15 protein-coding genes are annotated in these 20450 nt (G+C 71.6%); 14 read left to right on the top strand and 1 reads right to left on the bottom strand.

Annotation, left to right across the window (positions count from 1 at the left end):
- The first annotated feature begins 109 nt into the window (after positions 1-109).
- Entirely contained in the window at positions 110-1792 is a 1683-nt protein-coding gene (locus LUU90_RS02235; RefSeq protein ID WP_275001610.1) for an RNA polymerase sigma factor, read from the top strand.
- Positions 1793-2105: 313 nt separating this feature from the next.
- Here LUU90_RS02235 and LUU90_RS02230 read toward each other — a convergent pair whose 3' ends face one another.
- A complete protein-coding gene (locus LUU90_RS02230; protein WP_020014335.1) occupies positions 2106-2312 on the bottom strand; it encodes a DUF7455 domain-containing protein in 207 nt (68 codons plus the stop codon).
- Between the two features lie 246 nt (positions 2313-2558).
- Between LUU90_RS02230 and LUU90_RS02225 the strand changes: the two genes are divergently transcribed.
- From LUU90_RS02225 to LUU90_RS02165, 13 genes are all read left to right on the top strand, one after another.
- Complete coding sequence (locus LUU90_RS02225) at positions 2559-4682, top strand: DNA gyrase/topoisomerase IV subunit B (protein WP_275001608.1); 2124 nt, start codon at positions 2559-2561, stop codon at positions 4680-4682.
- A 77-nt stretch (positions 4683-4759) separates the two neighbouring features.
- Positions 4760-5203, top strand: coding sequence for a DUF4430 domain-containing protein (locus LUU90_RS02220; RefSeq protein ID WP_275001607.1), 444 nt, complete (start codon positions 4760-4762; stop codon positions 5201-5203).
- Complete coding sequence (locus LUU90_RS02215) at positions 5182-5808, top strand: DUF6580 family putative transport protein (protein ID WP_275001606.1); 627 nt, start codon at positions 5182-5184, stop codon at positions 5806-5808. The genes LUU90_RS02220 and LUU90_RS02215 overlap by 22 nt, the downstream gene beginning before the upstream one ends.
- 278 nt (positions 5809-6086) lie before the next feature.
- A complete protein-coding gene (locus LUU90_RS02210) occupies positions 6087-7271 on the top strand; it encodes a lipase family protein (RefSeq protein ID WP_275001605.1) in 1185 nt (394 codons plus the stop codon).
- Between the two features lie 230 nt (positions 7272-7501).
- Positions 7502-7798, top strand: a complete 297-nt coding sequence (locus LUU90_RS02205) for a WXG100 family type VII secretion target (protein ID WP_275001604.1) — start codon at positions 7502-7504, stop codon at positions 7796-7798.
- 4 nt (positions 7799-7802) lie between these two features.
- Positions 7803-8084, top strand: coding sequence for a hypothetical protein (locus LUU90_RS02200; RefSeq protein ID WP_275001602.1), 282 nt, complete (start codon positions 7803-7805; stop codon positions 8082-8084).
- A gap of 104 nt (positions 8085-8188) precedes the next feature.
- On the top strand, positions 8189-9658 hold the full coding sequence (locus LUU90_RS02195; protein ID WP_275001601.1) for a hypothetical protein: 1470 nt from the start codon (positions 8189-8191) through the stop codon (positions 9656-9658).
- Positions 9655-10317 carry a hypothetical protein gene (locus tag LUU90_RS02190; protein WP_275001600.1) on the top strand — a complete coding sequence of 221 codons (663 nt, stop codon included), beginning with the start codon at positions 9655-9657 and terminating at the stop codon, positions 10315-10317. Before LUU90_RS02195 ends, LUU90_RS02190 begins: the two co-directional genes overlap by 4 nt.
- Complete coding sequence (locus tag LUU90_RS02185) at positions 10314-11033, top strand: hypothetical protein (RefSeq protein WP_275001599.1); 720 nt, start codon at positions 10314-10316, stop codon at positions 11031-11033. Before LUU90_RS02190 ends, LUU90_RS02185 begins: the two co-directional genes overlap by 4 nt.
- Before the next feature lie 72 nt (positions 11034-11105).
- Positions 11106-12776 carry a LysM peptidoglycan-binding domain-containing protein gene (locus LUU90_RS02180; protein ID WP_275001598.1) on the top strand — a complete coding sequence of 557 codons (1671 nt, stop codon included), beginning with the start codon at positions 11106-11108 and terminating at the stop codon, positions 12774-12776.
- A gap of 49 nt (positions 12777-12825) precedes the next feature.
- Entirely contained in the window at positions 12826-14685 is a 1860-nt protein-coding gene (locus tag LUU90_RS02175; RefSeq protein WP_275001597.1) for a discoidin domain-containing protein, read from the top strand.
- A gap of 1 nt (position 14686) precedes the next feature.
- Complete coding sequence (locus LUU90_RS02170) at positions 14687-19084, top strand: FtsK/SpoIIIE domain-containing protein (protein WP_275001596.1); 4398 nt, start codon at positions 14687-14689, stop codon at positions 19082-19084.
- Positions 19085-19402: 318 nt separating this feature from the next.
- Positions 19403-20368 (top strand): hypothetical protein, encoded by a 966-nt coding sequence (locus LUU90_RS02165; protein WP_275001595.1) that lies wholly within the window; start codon positions 19403-19405, stop codon positions 20366-20368.
- Positions 20369-20450: the final 82 nt, after the last annotated feature.

The raw sequence follows: 20450 nt of genomic DNA, 5'->3' as shown, positions 1-20450 counted from the left end.
CGCCACGTTCGTCGCGGCGTACAGGGATGTCGACGGTACAATATAACTGTTCGTCGGCGGAAGAAGAAGGTCCAGTGAAGGCCCCGCCGGCGGTACACCGCCCCCTCGAATGCCGAAAGGTCGGTTTGTGGCGCCCACTCCGCTGAAAGCCCCCCAGGACACCGCTCCTGTCCCTGCACGCGACAACCTGCCCCGAGAGTTCGAGCATCCTGCCCTGCAGGAGCTCCTCGCTCAAGGCGCCGCCGACGGCTCGGTCGACGCCGAGAGCTTCCGGCGAGCATGCGAGACCGCGGAGGTTGGTGACGCCAAGCGGCTCAAGGCGGTGCTGCGCGCACTGGCCAACGCCGGTGTGCAGGTCGGACTACCTACCGTGACGAAGGTTGCCGCCGCCGCGGCGACCCGCTCTTCCGCCGTCGCCGCCAAGGCGCCCGCCGACGGCGACGCCGACGCGAAGCCTGCTCGACGCACCCGCTCGACCGCCGCGAAGGCTCCCGCGAAGAAGGCTCCGGCCCGCTCCACCGCGAAGCCGAAGGACGCCGACGAGGTCGACGACATCGAGCTGAGCGACGTCGACGAGGTCGACGTCGACCTCGACGAGGCCGCCCCGAGCACGCGGAAGAAGCCGGCGGCCAAGGCCGCCGCCAAGAAGCCTGCCGCTCGCGGCAAGTCGAAGTACGACAACATCGAGCCCGACGGCGTCGCTGTCGAGGACCCCGAGGAAGAGTCCGACACCGGCCCCGAGATCGTCACCAAGGCCACCCGTGGCCGCGGCGGCAAGGCGGCCAAGGAGGAGAACGAGAGCTCCGGCTTCGTGGTCTCCGAGACGGACGACGACGACCAGCCGGCACAGCAGGTCATGACCGCCGGCGCCACGGCCGACCCGGTCAAGGACTACCTGAAGCAGATCGGTAAGGTCGCGCTGCTGAACGCGGAGCAGGAGGTCGAGCTCGCGAAGCGCATCGAGGCCGGCCTGTTCGCGGAGGAGCGTCTCGCCACCACCGAGTTCGACCGGAACGACAAGGACCAGCGCCGGTTCGAGCGCGACCTCAAGTGGATCGCGCACGACGGCAAGCGGGCCAAGAACCACCTGCTGGAGGCCAACCTCCGCCTCGTGGTCTCGCTGGCCAAGCGCTACACGGGCCGCGGGATGCTGTTCCTGGACCTGATCCAGGAGGGCAACCTCGGTCTGATCCGTGCGGTCGAGAAGTTCGACTACACCAAGGGTTACAAGTTCTCGACCTACGCCACATGGTGGATCCGGCAGGCGATCACGCGTGCCATGGCCGACCAGGCCCGCACCATCCGCATCCCGGTGCACATGGTCGAGGTCATCAACAAGCTGGCCCGCGTGCAGCGTCAGATGCTCCAGGACCTGGGCCGCGAGCCCACGCCGGAGGAGCTGGCCAAGGAGCTGGACATGACCCCCGAGAAGGTGGTCGAGGTCCAGAAGTACGGTCGCGAGCCCATCTCGCTGAGCACCCCGCTCGGTGAGGACGGCGACAGCGAGTTCGGTGACCTCATCGAGGACTCCGAGGCCGTCGTGCCCGCGGACGCGGTGTCGTTCACGCTCCTGCAGGAGCAGCTCCACCAGGTGCTGGACACGCTCTCCGAGCGTGAGGCGGGTGTGGTCTCCATGCGGTTCGGCCTGCAGGACGGCCAGCCCAAGACACTCGACGAGATCGGCAAGGTGTACGGCGTGACGCGCGAGCGTATCCGCCAGATCGAGTCCAAGACGATGTCGAAGCTGCGCCACCCCTCGCGGTCGCAGGTGCTGCGCGACTACCTCGACTGAGTGGTGCTCGAGGACTGAGCGGTGCATGAGCCGGTGGCCGCACGTGCCACCGGCCGGCCGACGACACTGACGCCGGGCGGGTGAACTTCTTCGGAAGTCACCCGCCCGGCGTCGTCGTGCGCGGCGCGTGCCGGGCACGTTCACCGGTCGCGTTCACCGGGCATGTTCACCGGCATGCAGGCGCAGTCGCCGAGGTCGCGGAGCTCGCGGCGGGCTGAACCGCGTCCGGGCATGGCGACGGCGGTGAGTCACCTCACAAGGTGACTCACCGCCGTCTTCGTTCTCAGAGGTCCGGTGGGTGTCCGGCCTGGTCTCAGGCCTGGCCGTGCTCCGCGTGGAGCCGGTCGGTCTCGTCCTGGACATGGGTGGCGACGTCCGCATAGGCGGACGCGTGTGCGCGGGCGTGGTGGCCGCAGAAGAGCAGCTCGCCCACGGGCAGAACGACGCGCACATAGGCCTGCGCGCCGCAGCGGTCGCAGCGGTCGAGGGCGGTGAGCGGTTCGGTCGTCAAGGTCGTCACATCTCCATCCAACCATTCGCTCGCGCGGTTCATGCCAGCCCGGGTGGCCGGTTCGCTGCGAGCATAGCGGCGTGGCTCACAGTGTCGGGCCCCTTCCGCCCCCAATTGCGCTGAAAGGGTAATTTCCGTCATGGGGTGAATCCTGGTCCCTCACGCCGCTCTCACACCCCCGTCACGGGCGCCCAGCATGCGGTCCGCAGGGAGCGCCTCACCGAGGTTGTCGGTGACCTCGTCTACGCTGTCGCCGTGACCGCAACGTCCGAGTCGTACACCGCTCGCCACCTGTCCGTCCTCGAGGGCCTCGAGGCGGTTCGCAAGCGTCCCGGTATGTACATCGGGACCACCGACTCCCGTGGTCTGATGCACTGCCTCTGGGAGATCATCGACAACTCCGTCGACGAGGCCCTGGGCGGGCACGCCACCAAGATCGGCATCGTGCTGCACGCCGACACGTCCGTCACGGTGACGGACGACGGCCGCGGCATCCCGATCGACGTCGAGCCCAAGACCGGTCTGAGCGGTGTCGAGGTGGTCTTCACCAAGCTGCACGCCGGTGGCAAGTTCGGCGGCGGCTCCTACCAGGCGTCCGGTGGTCTGCACGGCGTCGGCGCCTCCGTGGTGAACGCGCTGTCCGCACGCCTCGACGTCCAGGTGGACCGCGGCGGCAAGACGTACGGCATGACCTTCCACCGGGGTGAGCCGGGCACGTTCTCCGACCCGGCGTCCGGGCCCGGCCCCGACTCGCCGTTCCAGCCCTTCGTGGACCACTCCGAGCTCGGCGTGGTCGGCAAGGTGCCCCGCGGCCGTACGGGCACCCGTGTGCGCTACTGGGCCGACCGGCAGATCTTCCCCAAGTCGGCGGTGTTCAGCTACGACGAGCTGGTCACCCGCGTGCGCCAGACCACGTTCCTGGTGCCCGGTCTCGAGATCACCGTGCGTGACGAGCGCGGGCTGCCGGGCACACCCGCTGAGGACGGGCCGCACGAGGAGGTCTTCAAGCACAGCGGCGGCGCGGCCGACTTCGTCGAGTTCCTGGCCCCTGACTCGCCGGTCACGGCGACCTGGGTGCTGCAGGGCTCCGGCACGTTCAAGGAGACCGTTCCGGTGCTGGACGAGCGCGGCCACATGTCGCCGCGCGAGGTGCAGCGCGACTGCGAGGTCGACATCGCGCTGCGCTGGGGCACCGGCTACGACACCGAGGTGCGCTCCTTCGTCAACATCATCTCGACGCCCAAGGGCGGCACGCACCTGACGGGCTTCGAGCAGGGGCTGCTCAAGGTCATCCGCAAGGGCGTGGAGACCAACGCGCGCAAGCTCAAGGTCTCCACCAAGGACGGCGCCGAGCGCATCGAGAAGGACGACGTGCTGGCCGGCCTCACCGCCGTGGTCACCGTGCGTCTCTCCGAGCCGCAGTTCGAGGGGCAGACCAAGGAGGTGCTGGGTACGGGCCCGGTGCGCCAGATCGTCTCCCGCGTGGTCGAGAAGGAGATCCAGGCGCGCCTGACCTCCACCAAGCGGGACGAGAAGACGCAGGCCTCGCTGCTGCTCGACAAGGTCGTCGCCGAGATGCGCGCCCGCATCACGGCCCGCAAGCAGAAGGAGATCTCGCGCCGCAAGAACGCGCTGGAGACCTCTTCGCTGCCGGCAAAGCTGGCCGACTGCCGCTCGAACGACGTGGAGCGTTCCGAGCTGTTCATCGTCGAGGGCGACAGCGCGCTCGGTACCGCGAAGCTCGCACGGTCCAGCGACTTCCAGGCGCTGCTGCCCATCCGCGGCAAGATCCTCAACGTGCAGAAGGCGTCGATCAGCGACATGCTCCGCAACGCGGAGTGCGCGGCGATCATCCAGGTGCTCGGTGCGGGCTCGGGGCGGTCGTTCGACATCGAGGCCGCCCGCTACGGCAAGATCATCATGATGACCGACGCCGACGTGGACGGCGCCCACATCCGCACGCTGCTGCTGACGCTCTTCTACCGGTACATGAAGCCGATGGTGGAGGCGGGTCGCGTGTTCGCGGCGGTCCCTCCGCTGCACCGCGTCGAGGTGATCGGCAACGGCAGGCGCAAGAACGAGTACATCTACACGTACTCGGAGGCCGAGCTGAACAGCACGCTCAAGAAGCTCGACCGGGCCGGGCGCCGCTACAAGCCCGACATCCAGCGGTACAAGGGCCTGGGTGAGATGGACGCCGACCAGCTCGCGGAGACCACCATGGACCCCCGCTACCGCACGCTGCGCCGTGTCACGGCGGAGCACGCGGAGGCGGCCGAGCGCGCGTTCGAGCTCCTGATGGGAACCGACGTGGCGCCCCGCAAGGAGTTCCTCATCGCGGGCGCGGCCGAGCTGGACCGCTCCCGCATCGACATCTGACCGGAGGGCGCGACCGCGGTCCGCCGAGGACTGGGACGGTCGCGCCCGGCCGAGCGCCCGGACCTACACTCGCCAGCGTGAACACGACTTCTGTCCGCCCGTTCCGGGCGCTCGTCGCGGCGACTGCCGCACTTCTCCTGGCCGGCCTGCTCGCTGCCTGCGGCGGCACGGCCGAGCCCGAGACGATGGTCTCGGCGACGCTGACCGCGCCGTCCGACGCCGCCTCCGCCACCGCTGCGCCGTCGGAGGGCGCCGGGGAGTCCGACGGTGCGGAGACCTTCAGCTACCCGGGTCGCACGGGCGCCACGGCGTTGGAGCTGCTCCTCGAGGCGGACCCGTCCGCCGAGGTCAGCGGAGAGGGTGAGAACGCGTTCGTGACGGCCATCGGCGGCCGTGCGGCGGACGACTCGAAGCAGGAGTTCTGGGCGCTGTCCGTGGACGGCGAGCCGGCGCAGGTCGGCGCGGGCACACTGGAGACCGAGGACGGTCAGGAGATCACGTGGACACTCGAGACGTACTGACCCCGGCGGGCGGGGACCAGGGGCGCGACCTGACGGTGGGCGAGCTCGCCCACCGCTGGTGGCGTCCGGCGATCGTGGTTCTGGTGCTGACCGCCGCGGTGGTGTGGCGCCTGGTCGCCCCCGATCTGGGTGCGCCGCCGAACCTCGAGATCGCCACTGCCGCGACCTTCCTCGCGGTACTGCTGCTGCGGAACCGGTGGGCCGCGGTCGTGCCGTTCGCCGTGGTGGCCGTGAGTGACGCGATGATCGGCAACACCCAGATCATGTGGTTCACCTGGTCGGCGTGGGCGGTGGTGGGCCTCGGCGCGATCCTGGCGCGGAACCTGCGCGGCCCCGGCCGGTACGCCGCGGCCCTCGGCGTGGGCGTGGGTGGCTCGCTGTGGTTCTTCGCGTGGACCAACTTCGGCGTCTGGCTGATGGACGGGATGTATCCGGCGACCCTGGACGGGCTGCTCGCGAGCTACGTGGCGGGCCTGCCGTTCCTGCGCACCATGCTGCTGGGCAATCTGGTGCTCGTGCCATTGGCCGCTCTCGCCGCCTCCCTGGTGGAGCGTGCTGAGGAGCGAGCCTCGGTGGCGTCCGTCCGTCCGGCGGTCCAGGGCTAGCTCGGAGCGGAGCGCCGCCCGACGGCGGTGCGCGTGCTTCTGGCGCGCGCACCGCCGTCGGGCGGACTCTTTTGTCCGGATGCTATTGGGGTTAGAGTCAGTAACGGCCCGCTCGCGGGTCCGGGTGCTCAGAGCCGAGCGTCCGAGGACCTCAACGAGGAGATCCGATGCCGATCGCCACCGACCTGTCCACGTCTGCGTCCCCGTCCCCGTCTGCGTCATCGTCCCAGCTATGCCACCGTCGTAGGGCATTGCGCCGCGCGGCTGTCGCCGCCGCCATGGTGCTTTTGACGCTGCCCGCAGTGGCGGTCGGGCCGCCGGTCGCCGCCCAGACCTCGCTCGCCACGGCGTCGGACGTGCCGGACGTCCCCGTCGTGCCCACGCCGGCCCGTGCTGCCGACGACTTCTACACCCCGCCGGACCCGCTGCCTGACGGCGCGGACGGGCAGGTGATCCGCTGGCGCGAGGATCCGCGGCGACTGAGTGCCCGCAACTACCTGCTGATGTACCACTCGACGAACGCGACGGGGCAGGACGTCCCGGTGACCGGGCGGGTCCTCGTGCCGAGCACGCGGTGGCGAGGTGCGGGCCCGCGGCCGATCGTGTCGGTGGCGAGCGGGACGCGCGGCGTCGGCGACACGTGCGCGCCGTCGCGCTGGCTCGACTACGAGCGGCCGTTCATCGAGCCGATGCTGCTGGCGGGCTGGGCGGTGGTGGTGACGGACTACGAGGGCTTGGGCACGCCCGGCATGCACACCTACGTGGTCGGGCAGTCGGAAGGGCGGGCCGTCATCGACATGGTGCGCGCCGCCACCAGCCTGCCCGCCACGGGCCTGGAGGCGGGCGGCAAGGTGGCGTTCTCCGGCTACTCGCAGGGTGGCGGGGGCGCGATGTGGGCCGGCGAGCTGCAGCCGAGCTATGCGCCGGAGCTCGACCTGGTCGGCGTCGCCGCGGGCGGTGTGCCGGCCGACCTGACCGAGGTGGCCGAAGGGCTCGACGGGCAGATCGGGTTCGGCTTCCTCCTGCTGGCCGCGTACGGGCTGGATGCCGCCTATCCCGAGCTCGACCTCGAGAGGTACCTCAACGAGCGCGGCCGGGAGACGTACGAACGCGAGCAGGACGCGTGCGTGGACGCGACGCTCGGGCACGCGTTCCAGAACATCGGGATGTTCACGACGACGAACCCCCTGCGTTCCCCCGAGTGGCAGGCGCGCCTGGACGAGAACCGGCTCGGCGCCAACCCGCCGGACGTGCCGATCCGCCTCTTCCACGGGACGCTCGACGAGATCGTCGCCCCGGGGCAGGCGCGGGCGCTCCGGAACGAGTACTGCGCCGCCGGCGCGGACGTGCAGTGGGAGTGGCACGTCGGTGAGCACGTCTCGACCATGGTGACCGGCGCCCCTGGCGTCATCGCGTTCCTCGACCGGAGGTTCAGGGACCGCCCGTTCCTGGCGCACTGCTGAGCGGTGTCGCGCCGAGCTGACGCGTTCGGAGCCTCCTGTAAACCCCCGGGTGAGAGCCACTTTTTCAGATGACGCGACGGGTCCGGGTGAAATCTCGGACCCGTCGTCGGTGCGTCGTACGTCGTTCGTCAGGTGTTCACACGCGCGTGGCCGTCCGGTTGGTCCCATTGATCACTATTGGCACGCACCGCAGAGCACGAGTCCACGACAGACGAACGAAGGGTTCCGCCATGGCAAACATCAAGGTGACTTTCCAGGAGATGGAAGACGCCGCTCAGCGGATCAAGCAGGAGTCGGACGACATGCAGGGCAAGCTGGACCAGCTGCGCTCCATGATCGACAACCTGGTGCAGGACGGCTACGTCACGGACAAGTCGTCCAAGCGGTTCGACGAGTCGTACAAGGAGCTCGACAAGGGTGGCAAGCAGGTCATGGAGGGGCTCACCGGCATCGGCGAGTACCTCAAGCAGGCCGCCGAGGCGCTGCGCAAGACCGACGAGGAACTCGCCAACGCACTGAACAAGTAGTCCGGTGGCAGACCTCGTCGTCACCTCGATCGCCCTGGACGACGCCGAGAAACAGCTGTCCGCGATCGTTGACGAGTTCAAGAACATGGACAAGCTGTGGGACGACGGCGCCGTGTGGGGCCACGACACGGTCAAGGGCGCGATGAACGAGTTCATCGACAAGTGGTGGGTCAAGCGGGAAAAGCTGACCACCAACCTCTCGGACCTGCAGAAGAAGATGCAGCAGGCCGCCGAGCAGTGGAACGGGCTCGAGGTCGACCTGGCGAAGTCCTTCGACGAGCAGTAACGGACGAGCAGTAACGGACGAGAAGTGCCGGACGAGAAGTGCCGGACGAGCCACGACGGGCGACCGGTAACGCGAGCCAACAAGCAGCGGCAGGAAGAGGATCGATGAGCGCTGTCCGGGGCGGGGACTGGCATCTGCTCGGATATGACACGGACCCCGTCCCGGCGGAGCCTTCCGGCCTGGATGTGGTGATCAAGCACTACGAGGACATCGCCCTCGCGATGGAGACCCAGGCGAAGCTGCTCAAGAAGATCGGCGACGGCGACGAGACGCTGCTCAAGGGTGTGGCCGCCGACGCCATGCGCAAGCGGTCGCGCGAGAGCGCGGAAGCCCTGAACAAGGCGGCCGGCCGGTACGCGGACGTCCGGGACGCGCTGCGGACCTACCAGCCGGCGCTGGAGACCGCGCGTTCCGAGACCGGTCTCGCGCTCAAGGACGCCCAGGAGGCCCAGGCCGCCCAGGCCGCTGCCGAGGGCATGCCGGACCCGGTGAACGCCGACCGGCCGGACGACGCGGAACCGCTCACGGCCAAGGATCGGGAGGCGTCCTCGAACCGGGCGGGCAAGATCGACACCGCCCGGAAGGACCTCGAGGCAGCGAAGGCCCGGGCGGTCGCGGCCATGACCGCCTTCGGCTCCGCCGCCGACACCGCGGCGCGCAAGATCCGCGAGAACTGGGGTCACGACGACCTGAACCACAGCGGCTGGGAAGCGTTCCTGCACAAGCTGAACAAGTTCCTCAAGAAGCTCGTCGAGATCCTGATGTACATCGGGATGGCGCTCGCGGTGCTGAGCATCCTCATCCCGGGGCTCGGCATCCTCACGCTGCTCAGCGTGGTGGCCACGGTGGTCTCGGTGGCGGCCAGCTTCATCCTCGCCGTCCAGGGCGAGGGCAGCTGGCTGAGCGTCATCATCGGCGTGCTGAGCCTGGGCCTGATCGGGGTCGCCGCGAAGATGGCCGGTTCGCTCAAGAACATCCAGGCCGGGCTCCTGACCAAGGGCGCCGGGTCGCTCGGCAACCAGACCAAGACGATGCAGAACCTGATGCGAGACCGGGAATGGTTGCGCAACCTCCTGACGATCGGAGCGACGCCGAACATCGCCCGCGAGATCTCCGCACTGAGCTTCAAGATCGGCCCGCTGGGCGCCAGGCTCCGTGGCTGGCAGGACTTCGCCGGCAAGACCAGCGTGTCGCCCGGCTGGTGGCAGATCGGCAAACCGAACGCGTGGATCAAGGGTGACTTCAGCAAGCTGAGCGCCTGGTTCAAGAACGACATCAGCCGCATCCAGACGATGTGGCCGCGCGGCGACTACCGCTGGGACCGGCTCATCGGTATCAGCGACATCAAGGACGTGCAGAAGATCACTGCCGCGCTGAGCCAGATCGGCGTCACCGGCTTCGCGATCAAGCCCTGGATGTACATCGGGCCGATCTCCTACACGTTCTCCTGGGCCATGCGGCCGTTCAGCCTGCTCAACCCCTCGAACTTCAACCCCGCTGACCCGCGCTGGAGCCTCTACGGCTGGCGCGACGCCGACTACAGCGGCCTGTACGGAGAGAACCCGGTCCTATGACGACCTCGATCAGCGAGAACCCAGGCTGGGCCTGGCGGGTGGACCCGCCCGCGGGCTGGCTGGTGGTACCGAGCCTGGCGACCGAGACACCCGAGGACGTCGCCGAATGGGAGCGAGAGGCCACCGAGGCGGTACGCGCGTCGCTCGAGCCGGTGCCCGACGACGACGGTGAGACCGTCGAACTGGACGACACCGCCCGTGCCGAGCTGGACCAGCTGGCCGCCGACTCGGTGGCCAACCTCCGGGAGTTCGCCGACGGCATGGCACCGGAGGGCCACCGCGTCGTCGGCGCTCTCGGGGTGATGGGGAACGGGCCCGTCCCGGTGCTCGTCGCCGTGGGGCTCAGCGACCCGGCCGCACCCGACGACGGTCTCATGGAGGCGCTGGGAGCCACGGGTGGCCAGCCCGCCATGCAGCCCCACGTCGAGCACCTCGACCTGCCCGACGGCGACGGCGTGCGGGTGACCCGCCTCGACGTCGACGAGCTGACCGGTGCTGGCTGGCTGAGCGTCGCGGTCGGACGGCGGGTCGAGCACCCGGACGCCGTCGTGGACACCGTCCTCGTGTGGCGCACGGTCGACCTGTTCCTCGCCGCGGCGATGGTGGAGCTTCTCGACCAGCTCCTGCCCGCCGTGCAGATCACCCGGAGTACGACATGAGCGGATCCTCGGACGGCGCGGTGGACGGAGCCGCAGCGAACGGCGCCTCCGGGGCCGGAAGGCCGACCGACAGCTGGGTCATGCTGCTCCCACCCGGATGGGCACGGTTCCCGACGGGCGAGGGGCGGGCGCGCGAGCTGGACGACGCGATCGAGCAGGTGGTGGCCCGCGCGCTGCCCGACGACCTGCCCCGGGACACCGCGGAGCCGCACCGGCACATGCTGCGCGACCAGCTGCACAAGACCCTCGCGAACGCGCGTGAAGCCGGCAGCGGCGCGGTCTATCTCCCGACCGAGCCGATGAACGGTGTGGTGGTCCCAGCGTCCATCACCGAGGTGGAGTTCGTCAGCGACGCGGGCAGCGACCCCGTCGTCGTCGCGAGCGGGATCCTCTCGGACGGGTACGAGGAGAGCGAGCTGGTCGAGATCGACGGCCGGCCGGGCGTTCGCGTCGTGGCCACCTCGCACGAGGTGCAGCAGGACGGCGACTGGCCGGTGGTGTCCACCCGGCAGGTGCTGTACGTGATCTCGCGGGACGACGTCGAGGGCGAGTGGCTGGCCCTGTCCTTCAGCACCGTCTGGAACAGCCACGACACCGAGCGGCTCGCGGAGGCGCTGGTGTTCTTCTTCGACGCGGTGATGGCCACGTTCCGGTGGGCCGGACCGGGCACGGACCTGCCGAACCTTCCGGAGCGGACGGTGCCCGGCTCCGCATGAGCTGCCCGCGCCACCTCTCACCACTTCGGCACCACCCTCTGACCGACCGACACACCTGAAGACGGAGTCAACGTGCATCACGTCCATCGCATCGCCGGTGCTCTCGCAGCGGCGGGCCTTGCCCTGGCGTCGGCCGTGTTCCTCGTGGCCGCCGCCGTCCCAGCCGAAGCCGGCACCCGCGTCGGCACCGGCGACAAGGACGGCGAGCAGGTCAAGTACTACGTGATGCAGACCAGGCCGAACGGCGAGCCGGAGTTCCTGTTCGACATCGCGCAGCGGTTCCTCGGCGACGGCCAGCGGTACACGGAGATCTTCGACCTGAACGAGGGGCGCACGCAGCCGGACGGGAACACGCTGACCGAACCCGCCTCCGTACTGCCGGGCTGGGTGATGCAGCTGCCCGACGACGCCGAGGGCGAGGGCGTCCAGGTGGGGGTGCTGCCCACCGGGCCGGCGGGGGCCGGGACCGGGGCGAGTGAACCGGCGAGCGGCGCGGCGCCGTCGGCTGACGCGTCCGGGTCCGGGGCCGGGGCAACGCCCGAGTCCACGCCCGCCGTGCCGTACTACGTGGTCGGCAGGACGCCGGAGGGCGAGACCGAGTACCTGTACCTGATCGCCGAGCGGTTCCTGGGCGACGGCGAACGCCACCCGGAGATCTTCGCGCTGAACGAGGGCCGCACCCAGCCCGACGGCGGTGCGCTCACCGACCCGGAGGTGGTCGAGGTGGGCTGGGCGCTGCAGCTGCCCGAGGACGCCGAGGGCGAAGGCCTGCAGCTCGGCCCCCTCCCGGGCCCGAGCCCGGTGGCCGAGGCGAGCGGTCCGCCGTCCGAGGCGGGGTCCGACGCAACGGCCGGCCAGGAATCCGCAGGCACGGAGCCATCCTGGCTGGTGCCGGCGCTGATCGCCGTCGGAGCGGTGGCGCTGGCCGTGCCCGTGGTGCTCGGCATCATCCTGCTGGTGCGCCGCCGGCGTTGGAACCGGGAGGAACCCTTCGACGACAGCCTGCTGCGCACCGACACGTCGGCGGCGTGGATGGTGGACCGGGCGCTGCGGGTGCTGATGGCCGCGTGCGAGCGGGACGGCCAGGACCTGCCGGCCGTCACCGGGGTGTTCATCGAGGGTGCGGCCATGCGGCTCCGGCTGGCGAGCCCGGTCTCGCCGGCACCGGCGCCGTGGGTGGCGAACGAGGACGGGCAGAGCTGGTCCGCGCCGCTCGCGAAGCTGCAGTCGGCGCCGGCGTCGGAGGCACCGACGTCCCGGTTCTCGCGCCTGGTCACGATCGGCGTGGGCGAGACGGGCCGGGTTCTGGTGGACTTCGCCTCGGCGCGTGGTGTGATCAGCCTGGACGGTCCGACCCGGGCACGGCACGAGGTGCTGCGTCGGTGGCTGGGTGAGCTGACCGGGAACCCGTGGTCGGACGACCCGCGCGTGGTGATGGTCGGCAACGGCCTGCCGCAGGCAGAGCAGGCGGAGCGCCTCGCGGCGATCGAGCAGGTGATACCCGAGCTCGACGCCGCGGGGGGCGGCGTGCTGGTGCTGTCCCAGGCGCCGTCCGTCGCGCAGCAGGACCTGCTCGCCGCCCGGTTCACCTCGCCACAGTTCGGCTGGGTGGTGATCGTGCTGGGCGAGTCGCCGTCGGCCAGGTGGCGCCTCACCGCGGACGACGACGGCTGGCTGCGCAGCCGGTTCCTGCCCGACGTGCGCTACACGGAGCAGGCGGCGGTGCGTCGTGCGGGCGAGTGAGGTCGGGTCGCGGGGGATGTCCGGGTTGATGTCCCCGATGGCGTCCCTGATGGCGTCCACGGTGAGGTCCACGGTGACGTTCTCCGTGGCTGTCTCCGTGGCCGTCTCCGTCGCGCTCGCGGGTCTCGGACCCGCCCTGCCCGCCGCGGCCGCCGAGCCCGAGCCGGTCCTGCTGTCGCGCGGCAAGCCCGCGGTGGCGTCCTCGCTGGAGAAGCCCGACTTCCCGGCGCGTCAGGCGGTGGACGGCAACCCGGGTACCCGCTGGTCGAGCGGGTTCAGCGACCCGCAGTGGCTGCGGATCGACCTGGAACGGTCCACCGTCGTGCACCGGGTGGAGATCGACTGGGAGGTCTCCCACTCGACGGCGTACTCCATCCAGCTGTCGCAGGACGGCGAGACCTGGGAGACGCACTGGTTCACGGAAGCGGCCGACGGCGGCCAGGACGTCATCAACATCCGCGGCGAGGGCCGCTACGTGCAGATGTACTCCACCGCCCGGAGCGGTACGGCGGGCAACTCGATCTGGGAGCTCCGCATCTTCGGCGAGCCGGAGCCGGAGCCCGAGCCGGAGGCGCCCAAGCCGTCCAAGAAGCCGGCGAACCCGCGGCCGAAGGCGTCCGAGCCGAAGGAGCCGGAGCCGTCGAGGTCCGCCACGGTGGCCTCGGAGCCCGCGCCGACGACGTCGGCCCCGGTGCCGAAGCGCACCGGGCCGCCAGGATCGGTCCTGTACTACGTGGTGCGCAAGGCGCCGGACGGCAAGTCGGAGAAGCTCAACGACATCGCCGAGCGGTTCCTCGCCGACCGGGACCGCTGGCCCGAGATCGCGGAGCTGACCGAGGGGCACCGGCAGCCTGACGGCAAGTACATGACGGACCCCAGGACCCTGCGGCCCGGCTGGGTGCTCAAGATGCCCAAGGACGCCACGGGGAAGGGGCTCGAGTTCGGCCCGCTCCCCGGGTTCGGGCCGCCCTCGGCCGAGCCGTCGCCCACGGTGTCGCCGTCGGCCGCCCCGACGGTGGAGGTGGCGGGGGCCGAGCAGGCCGCCAGCTCCGGGCCGATCGGCCCGGTCATGTACGCGGCCGGGGCGGCGCTGCTGCTGGCGCTGCTGGTCGGGCTCGGGATCTGGCTCGTGCGCCGGCGGAGGCGCCACGAACCGTTCGACGACAGCCTGCTGCGGACCGACACGTCGGCGGCGTGGACCGTCGACCGGTCGCTGCGCGTGCTGATGACCGCGTGCGAGCGGGACGGCCTGGACCTGCCCGGCGTCACCGGGGTGTTCATCGAGGGCAGTTCGCTGCGGCTGCGCCTGACCAACCCCGCAGCCCCCGCTCCTGAGCCGTGGGTGGTGAGCGAGGACGGCCAGAGCTGGGTGGCGCCGCTCGCGAAGCTGCAGTCGGGTGCGGCGTCCGACGGCTCGACGGCGCAGTTCGCCCGGCTGGTCAACCTGGGCATGGGTGAGACCGGGCGGGTGCTCGTGGACTTCGCCGCGGCCCGTGGCGTGATCAGCCTGGACGGGCCGACGCAGGCGCGGCACGAGGTGCTGCGCCGGTGGCTGGGCGAGCTCACGGGCAACCCGTGGTCGGACGACCCGCGCGTGGTGATGGTCGGCAACGGCCTGCCGCAGCCGGAGCAGGTGGAGCACCTCGCCGGGATCGAGCAGGTGGTGCCCGAGCTCGTGGTGGGCGAGGGCGGTGTGCTGGTGCTGTCCCAGGCACCGACGGCGGCGCAGCAGGACATGCTGGCCGCTCGGTTCGCGAGCCCGGAGTTCACGTGGGTGGTGATCGTGCTCGGCTCGGCGCCGTCGGCACGGTGGCGGTTCACCGCGGGTGACGACGGCTGGCTGCGCAGCGGGTTCCTGCCCGACGTGCGCTACGACGAGCAGACCGCCGTACGGCGGGGAGGCGAGTGACGTGCAGGCTCTGATCACCGCGCGCCACGGGGTGCGCGAGACGCTGCTGACCCTGGAGCTGGACGAGCGCACCACCGCGGCGGACCTGGCCGAGCGGCTGGCCGCCGAGGTCGGCGCGCCGCGGGGCAGCACGATGTATGTGGACGGGCGTCCGGTGCCGACCAGCTACGGCCCCGGTCAGGACGTGCGCGTGGCGGAATCGGGCGTCCGGGACGGCGCCGTCGTCACGTTCGCGGGCGACGCGAGCCTGACGGACGGCCGCGCGAACGGCATGGCGGGCGGGCCCGTCGACCTGTGCGTCACGGGCGGGACCGGCGCCGGCGCGGTGGTCCGGCTCGGCGTCGGGGAGTCCACGGTGCAAATCGGGAACGACGGTCGCGTCCGCGTCGACGAACCGCGCGAGGGCGGGCTGGCCGCGATCGCCGTCGTCGTCGCGCTCGACGGCGCGGTACGGGTGCGGCGCGCCCCTGATCCCCGTTCCGCCGGCCGGCTGGTGCACCTGGACCGGCTGGAGGAGCCGCTGGGCGAGGACGAGGCGCCGTGGGCCACGGGCACCCAGCTGCGGATCGGACCGAGCGTCCTCACGGTCCAGCCGGCCACGCGACCCGACGCCGACCTCCGCCCCGCCGTCGAGCCCGGGCACCTGGACTACAACCGGCCGCCGCGGCTGCTGCCGCCGATGCCCGCGACGCACTTCCGCCTGCCCGCTGAGCCGCAGCCGCCCGCGCGGAACCCGCTGCCGTGGCTGGCCATGGCGATGCCGGCGGTGCTGGGCATCACCATGGCGTTCGTGTTCCAGTCGCCGTACTACCTGATGTTCGCGCTGGCCTCGCCGCTGATGGGCCTCGGACACTGGTGGATGCAGAAGCGCAACGGCGTGACCACCCACAAGGAGCGGCTGAAGCAGCACGCCGAGGAGCGCGCCGCGCTCGAGGACGAGGTGCTCGACGCGGTACGGCGCGAGCAGCACCGCCGGCGGGTGTCCAGCCCCGGCGCCGCCGAGCTGCGGCTGATCGCCACCACGCCGACCCGACGGCTGTGGGAACGCCGCAGCACCGACGGCGACCACCTGACCGTCCGGCTCGGCCTCGCTGACGCCACCAGCCGCGTAGAGGTGGAGGACAGCGCCGAGCCGGAGCACCGCCGCAAGACCCGCGCCACCGTGCGGTCGGTGCCGGTCACCGTGCCCCTGCGGGAGGCGGGCGTCGTCGGGCTGGCAGGTCCGGGAGACTGGCCGCGCCGTCGGGCCCGCTGGATGGTGGGCCAGCTCGGGGTGCTGCAGAGCCCGCGCGACGTCCAGGTCTACGTGCTGACCAGCTCCGAGCACGTGCAGGAGTGGGCCTGGGCCGCGTGGCTGCCGCACGTGCGGCCCTCGTTCGGGCAGACGGCGGTGGCCCTGATCGGGACCACCACGGAGACCCTCGCAGCGCGCGTCGCCGAGGTGAGCTCCCTGATCACCCAGCGCCGGGCGGCCATGGAGGCGTCGGGCAACAAGCTCATGTCCGGCCCGCAGGTGGTCGTGGTGCTCGACGGCGCTCGCAGGCTGCGCGCGCTGCCGGGCGTGGTGTCCATCTTGCGCGACGGCCCCGGCGTCGGCGTGAGCGTCGTGTGCCTGGACGGCGACGAGCAGCTGCTGCCCGAGGAGTGCACGGCCGTGGCGCTCGCGCGGGTCGACGGCGGCATGACGCTGCGCCGGCAGGACGCCGACGACCTGCGCACCGTGCTGGTCGACGAGGTCGCCGACGACTGGTTCGAACCCGTGGCCCGCGCGGTGGCCGCCGTGCACGACGTGACCGCCAGCGAGGGCGAGGGGCTGATCCCGGACTCGGCACGGCTCGTCGAGGTGCTCGGCATCGAGGACCTCGACGCCGAGCAGATGGTCACCCGCTGGCGGGGAGTGTCGAAGGGCAGCACCGCGGCCGTCGTGGGCGTCTCGCTCGACGGGCCGTTCGCGCTCGACCTGGTGCGCGACGGGCCGCACGCCCTCGTGGGCGGCACCACGGGCTCGGGCAAGTCGGAGTTCCTGCAGACCGTCGTCGCGTCGCTGGCGGTGGTGAACACGCCGGAGACCATGAACTTCGTACTCGTCGACTACAAGGGCGGCGCCGCGTTCAGTCAGTGCGAGCAGCTGCCGCACACGGTCGGCATGGTCACCGACCTGGACTCCCACCTCGTCGAACGCGCCCTGGACTCGCTGCGTGCCGAGCTCACCTACCGGGAGCACGTGCTGGCCGATGCCGGCGCGAAGGACCTGGAGGACTACCTCGACGCGCAGGGCCGCGGGCACGTCGGCCCCACGCTGCCGCGCCTCATGATCGTCATCGACGAGTTCGCCTCGATGGCCCGCGAGCTGCCCGACTTCGTCGCCGGTCTGGTCAACATCGCGCAGCGTGGCCGCTCCCTGGGCATCCACCTCGTCCTCGCCACCCAGCGACCCTCTGGCGTGATCTCACCGGAGATCCGCGCCAACACCAACCTGCGCGTCGCCCTCCGGATGACGGACAAGGGCGAGTCCAAGGACGTCATCGACGCGACCGAGGCCGCGGAGATCGCCAAGTCGCAGCCCGGCCGGGCCTACGCCCGGCTCGGGCACGCGTCGGTGATCCCCTTCCAGTCCGCCCGGGTCGGGGGCCGCCGCCTCTCCCTGTCGGACGTCGGGCAGGTGGAAGCCCCGTTCGTCGCGCGGGTGTCCGTGGCGGACCTGGGGACGGCCCCGCCCAGCCGCCCGAGGGTGAAGCGCCGGGAGGACGTCGAGACCGACCTGGCCGCCCTCGTCGCGACCCTGCGCGAGGCCGCCCGGCTGGGCGCCTGGCCCGACCCGCGCCGGCCCTGGCTGCCGCCGCTGCCGGACCTGCTCCAGCTCTCCGAGGTGGCGCAGCCCGCGGCGGAGTCGGCGTTCGCCTGGGCGATGGAGGACTCGCCGGCGGACCAGCGCCAGGGCCCCGCGGTGATCGACCTCGACAGCTTCGGCCACCGCTACGTGGTCGGCGCGCCCGGCAGCGGGCGCTCGACCACGCTGCGCACCACGGCGTTCGCGGCTGCCACCGCCATGCCCGTGGCCGACCTGCATCTCTACGCGATCGATTGCGGCAACGGCGCCCTGACGGTGCTGGGCGAGCTGCCGCACACGGGCGCCGTCGTGCAGCGCGGGCAGGCCGACCGCGTCAGCCGCCTGCTCGGCCGCCTCCAGGCGGAGCTCGGACGGCGGCAGCAGGTCCTTGCCGCCGGCAACTTCTCCAGCGTCACCGAGCAGCGGGAGCTCGCCGAACCGGAGACACGCCTGCCGCGGGTGCTGGTGCTGATCGACCGCTGGGAGAGCTTCATGAGCAGCTACGGCGAGGTCGACGGCGGCACGCTGGTCGAACAGGTCCAGGAGCTGCTGCGCGACGGCGCGAGCGCCGGCATCCACCTGCTGATCGCCGGTGACCGCAGCCTGCTGTCGAGCCGGATGAGCGTGCTGACCGACGACACCCTCGTGCTGCGGCTCACCGACCGGTTCGACTACGGCATGGTCGGTATCAACCACAAGAAGCTGCCCGAGGAGATCCAGCCCGGGCGTGCCTTCCGGTCCGGGAGCGGACTCGAGGTGCAGGTGGCGGTCCTCGGGGACGATCCGGCCGGGCGTGCCCAGACGGCCGTGGCCCGCCAGATCGCCGCGACGATCCGCGAACGGGAGGACGTGGCGCCAGGGACCGGACCGTTCCGGGTGGACGACCTGCCGTCCACGATCACCGTCGACGCGGCCTACCAGTACGTGGGCCGGGAGGCGGCCCGGCCCATGTGGGCGCTGCTCGGTGTCGGCGGCGACGACCTGACGGCGTTCGGCATGGACCTGGCCAACGACGCGCCGGCCTTCATCGTGGCCGGGCCGTCCCGGTCCGGGCGGTCCACGATGCTCGCGGTGATGACGGAATCGCTGCTGCGTGGCGGCACCCAGGTCGTGGTGCTCGCGCCGCGGCCGAGCATCCTGCGCGACCTGGACGGCCGGGACGGCGTCCGGGCCGTGCTCACGGACCCCGAGGTGACCGAGGAGGACCTCGCGCCGCACCTCGACCCCGACGGCACGCCCGTGGTCCTCGTGGTCGACGACGGCGAGCAGGTCACCGACGCTCCCGCCAAGACCTGGCTGCGGGCCTACCTGCGCACCGCTGCGGACAACCAGCGAGGGCTGATCCTCGGTGGCGAGGCGTCCGAGGTCGCGGGCGGGTTCTCCGGCTGGCAGGTCGACGCCAAGAAGTTCCGGCGAGGCGCGCTGCTCAGTCCGCAGGACCGGTTCGACGGCGACCTCGTGGGCGTCAGCCTGGCGCGCTCGGCTGTCTCGTCGCAGGTCAGCCCGGGCAAGGCCCTGGTACACCTCGGATCGGGGGAGCTGATCACGCTGCTGGTCCCGACGGTGTAGGGGCGCCGCGGGGTTGGTGCGTGCAGGTTGGGGCCGTGCCAGGTCCGGACGGGGCGGGTCCGAGCGGTGCGGGGCGGCTCCGGTCGGGTCGTGGTGCAGGGTTGACCCTGGCGGCAGGTGCCAGGTCTCGTGAAATTCGTTCGCCCTGGGCATGCCTGGTTCACCTGCGCTGAACAATTCAGCACAAGCGACAAAAACCTGCCTGAGGCGAACCTCGCGTGTGGTGGCGACGCGTGTGCTGGCCGCGCGCGCGTGTCGCGCGCGTGTCGCGCGCGTCGTGTCGCGCGCGAAGTGCGACGTCGTGCCACCGTAGGAACCGTGCCAGCGCACGACCAGCTCGATCTCGACACCGCCGTCGACGCGCTCTACGTCCGCCCGCTCGGCGAGTTCATCGCTGCCCGCGACGCCGTCGTCCGGCAGGCGACGGACAGCGGTGACCGCCTGGGCGCCGAGCGGGTCAAGCGTCTGCCGAAACCGTCCGTGGCCGCCTGGGTGATCAACCAGGTCGCGCGGGAGCACCCCGAGGAGATCGCGGCGCTCGCGGACCTGGGTGACGAGCTGCGCGCCGCCACCCAGGAGCGGGACCGAGGCCGGGTCCGGGCGCTGGATCACCTGCGCCGCCAGCGGACCGAGGGCCTGGTCCGCACCGTGCGCGAGGCCGGCGAGGTGGGCGGTCGGCCGGTGTCGTCCGCTGTGCTCGACCGGCTGACGGAAACGCTGACCGCCGCCGTGATGGACCCGGACGCCGCCGCGGTGGTGCGGGCCGGGCGGCTCTCCCGGGCGCTGCAGCACGTCGGTTTCGGGATCGTGGACGAGCAGGGCGAAGAGGCCGAGCTGGTCGAGCTGCACCCCACGACGTCCGACGGCGGTTCGCGTGCTGCCCGGGATCGTGCCGTCGACAAGCCGGCACGAGCGGAGAGGTCGAGGTCATCCGGACGTGGGAAGCCTGACCCGGCCGCCGCGGAGCTGGCCGCCGCGGAAGAGGCCGTCGAGGAGGCGAGCGCGCAGGTGGACCGTCTCGAGTCGCGCCGCGACGACGTCCGCGAGCGGCTCCGCTCCGCCGACGCCGGGATCGAGCACGGCGAGAGCGAGCTGGAACGCCTGGAGCGGGAGCTCGACCGGGTCGCGGCCGAGAGGGACGAGACGCGCCGCGCGCTGGACGAGGCACGTACGGCGGCGGACGAGGCTCGTGCGGACCTTGCCGCCGTCGAGGACGAGCTCGACGACGCGGTGGAGCTCGCCGCGGAGGCCCGCCGCCGTCGCCGCTCCGCGCGCGGACGGTGAGTGGAGGGGAGCGGCGGTGAGCGGACGGGTCGGCGAACGGGCGAGTCGGCGAACGGTCGAGGACCAGGGCTTACGGCGGGGT

It is taken from the genome of Promicromonospora iranensis (genome assembly GCF_028994775.1).
Lineage (GTDB): Bacteria > Actinomycetota > Actinomycetes > Actinomycetales > Cellulomonadaceae > Promicromonospora > Promicromonospora iranensis_A.
This window is presented reverse-complemented; position numbering and strand designations above follow the sequence as displayed.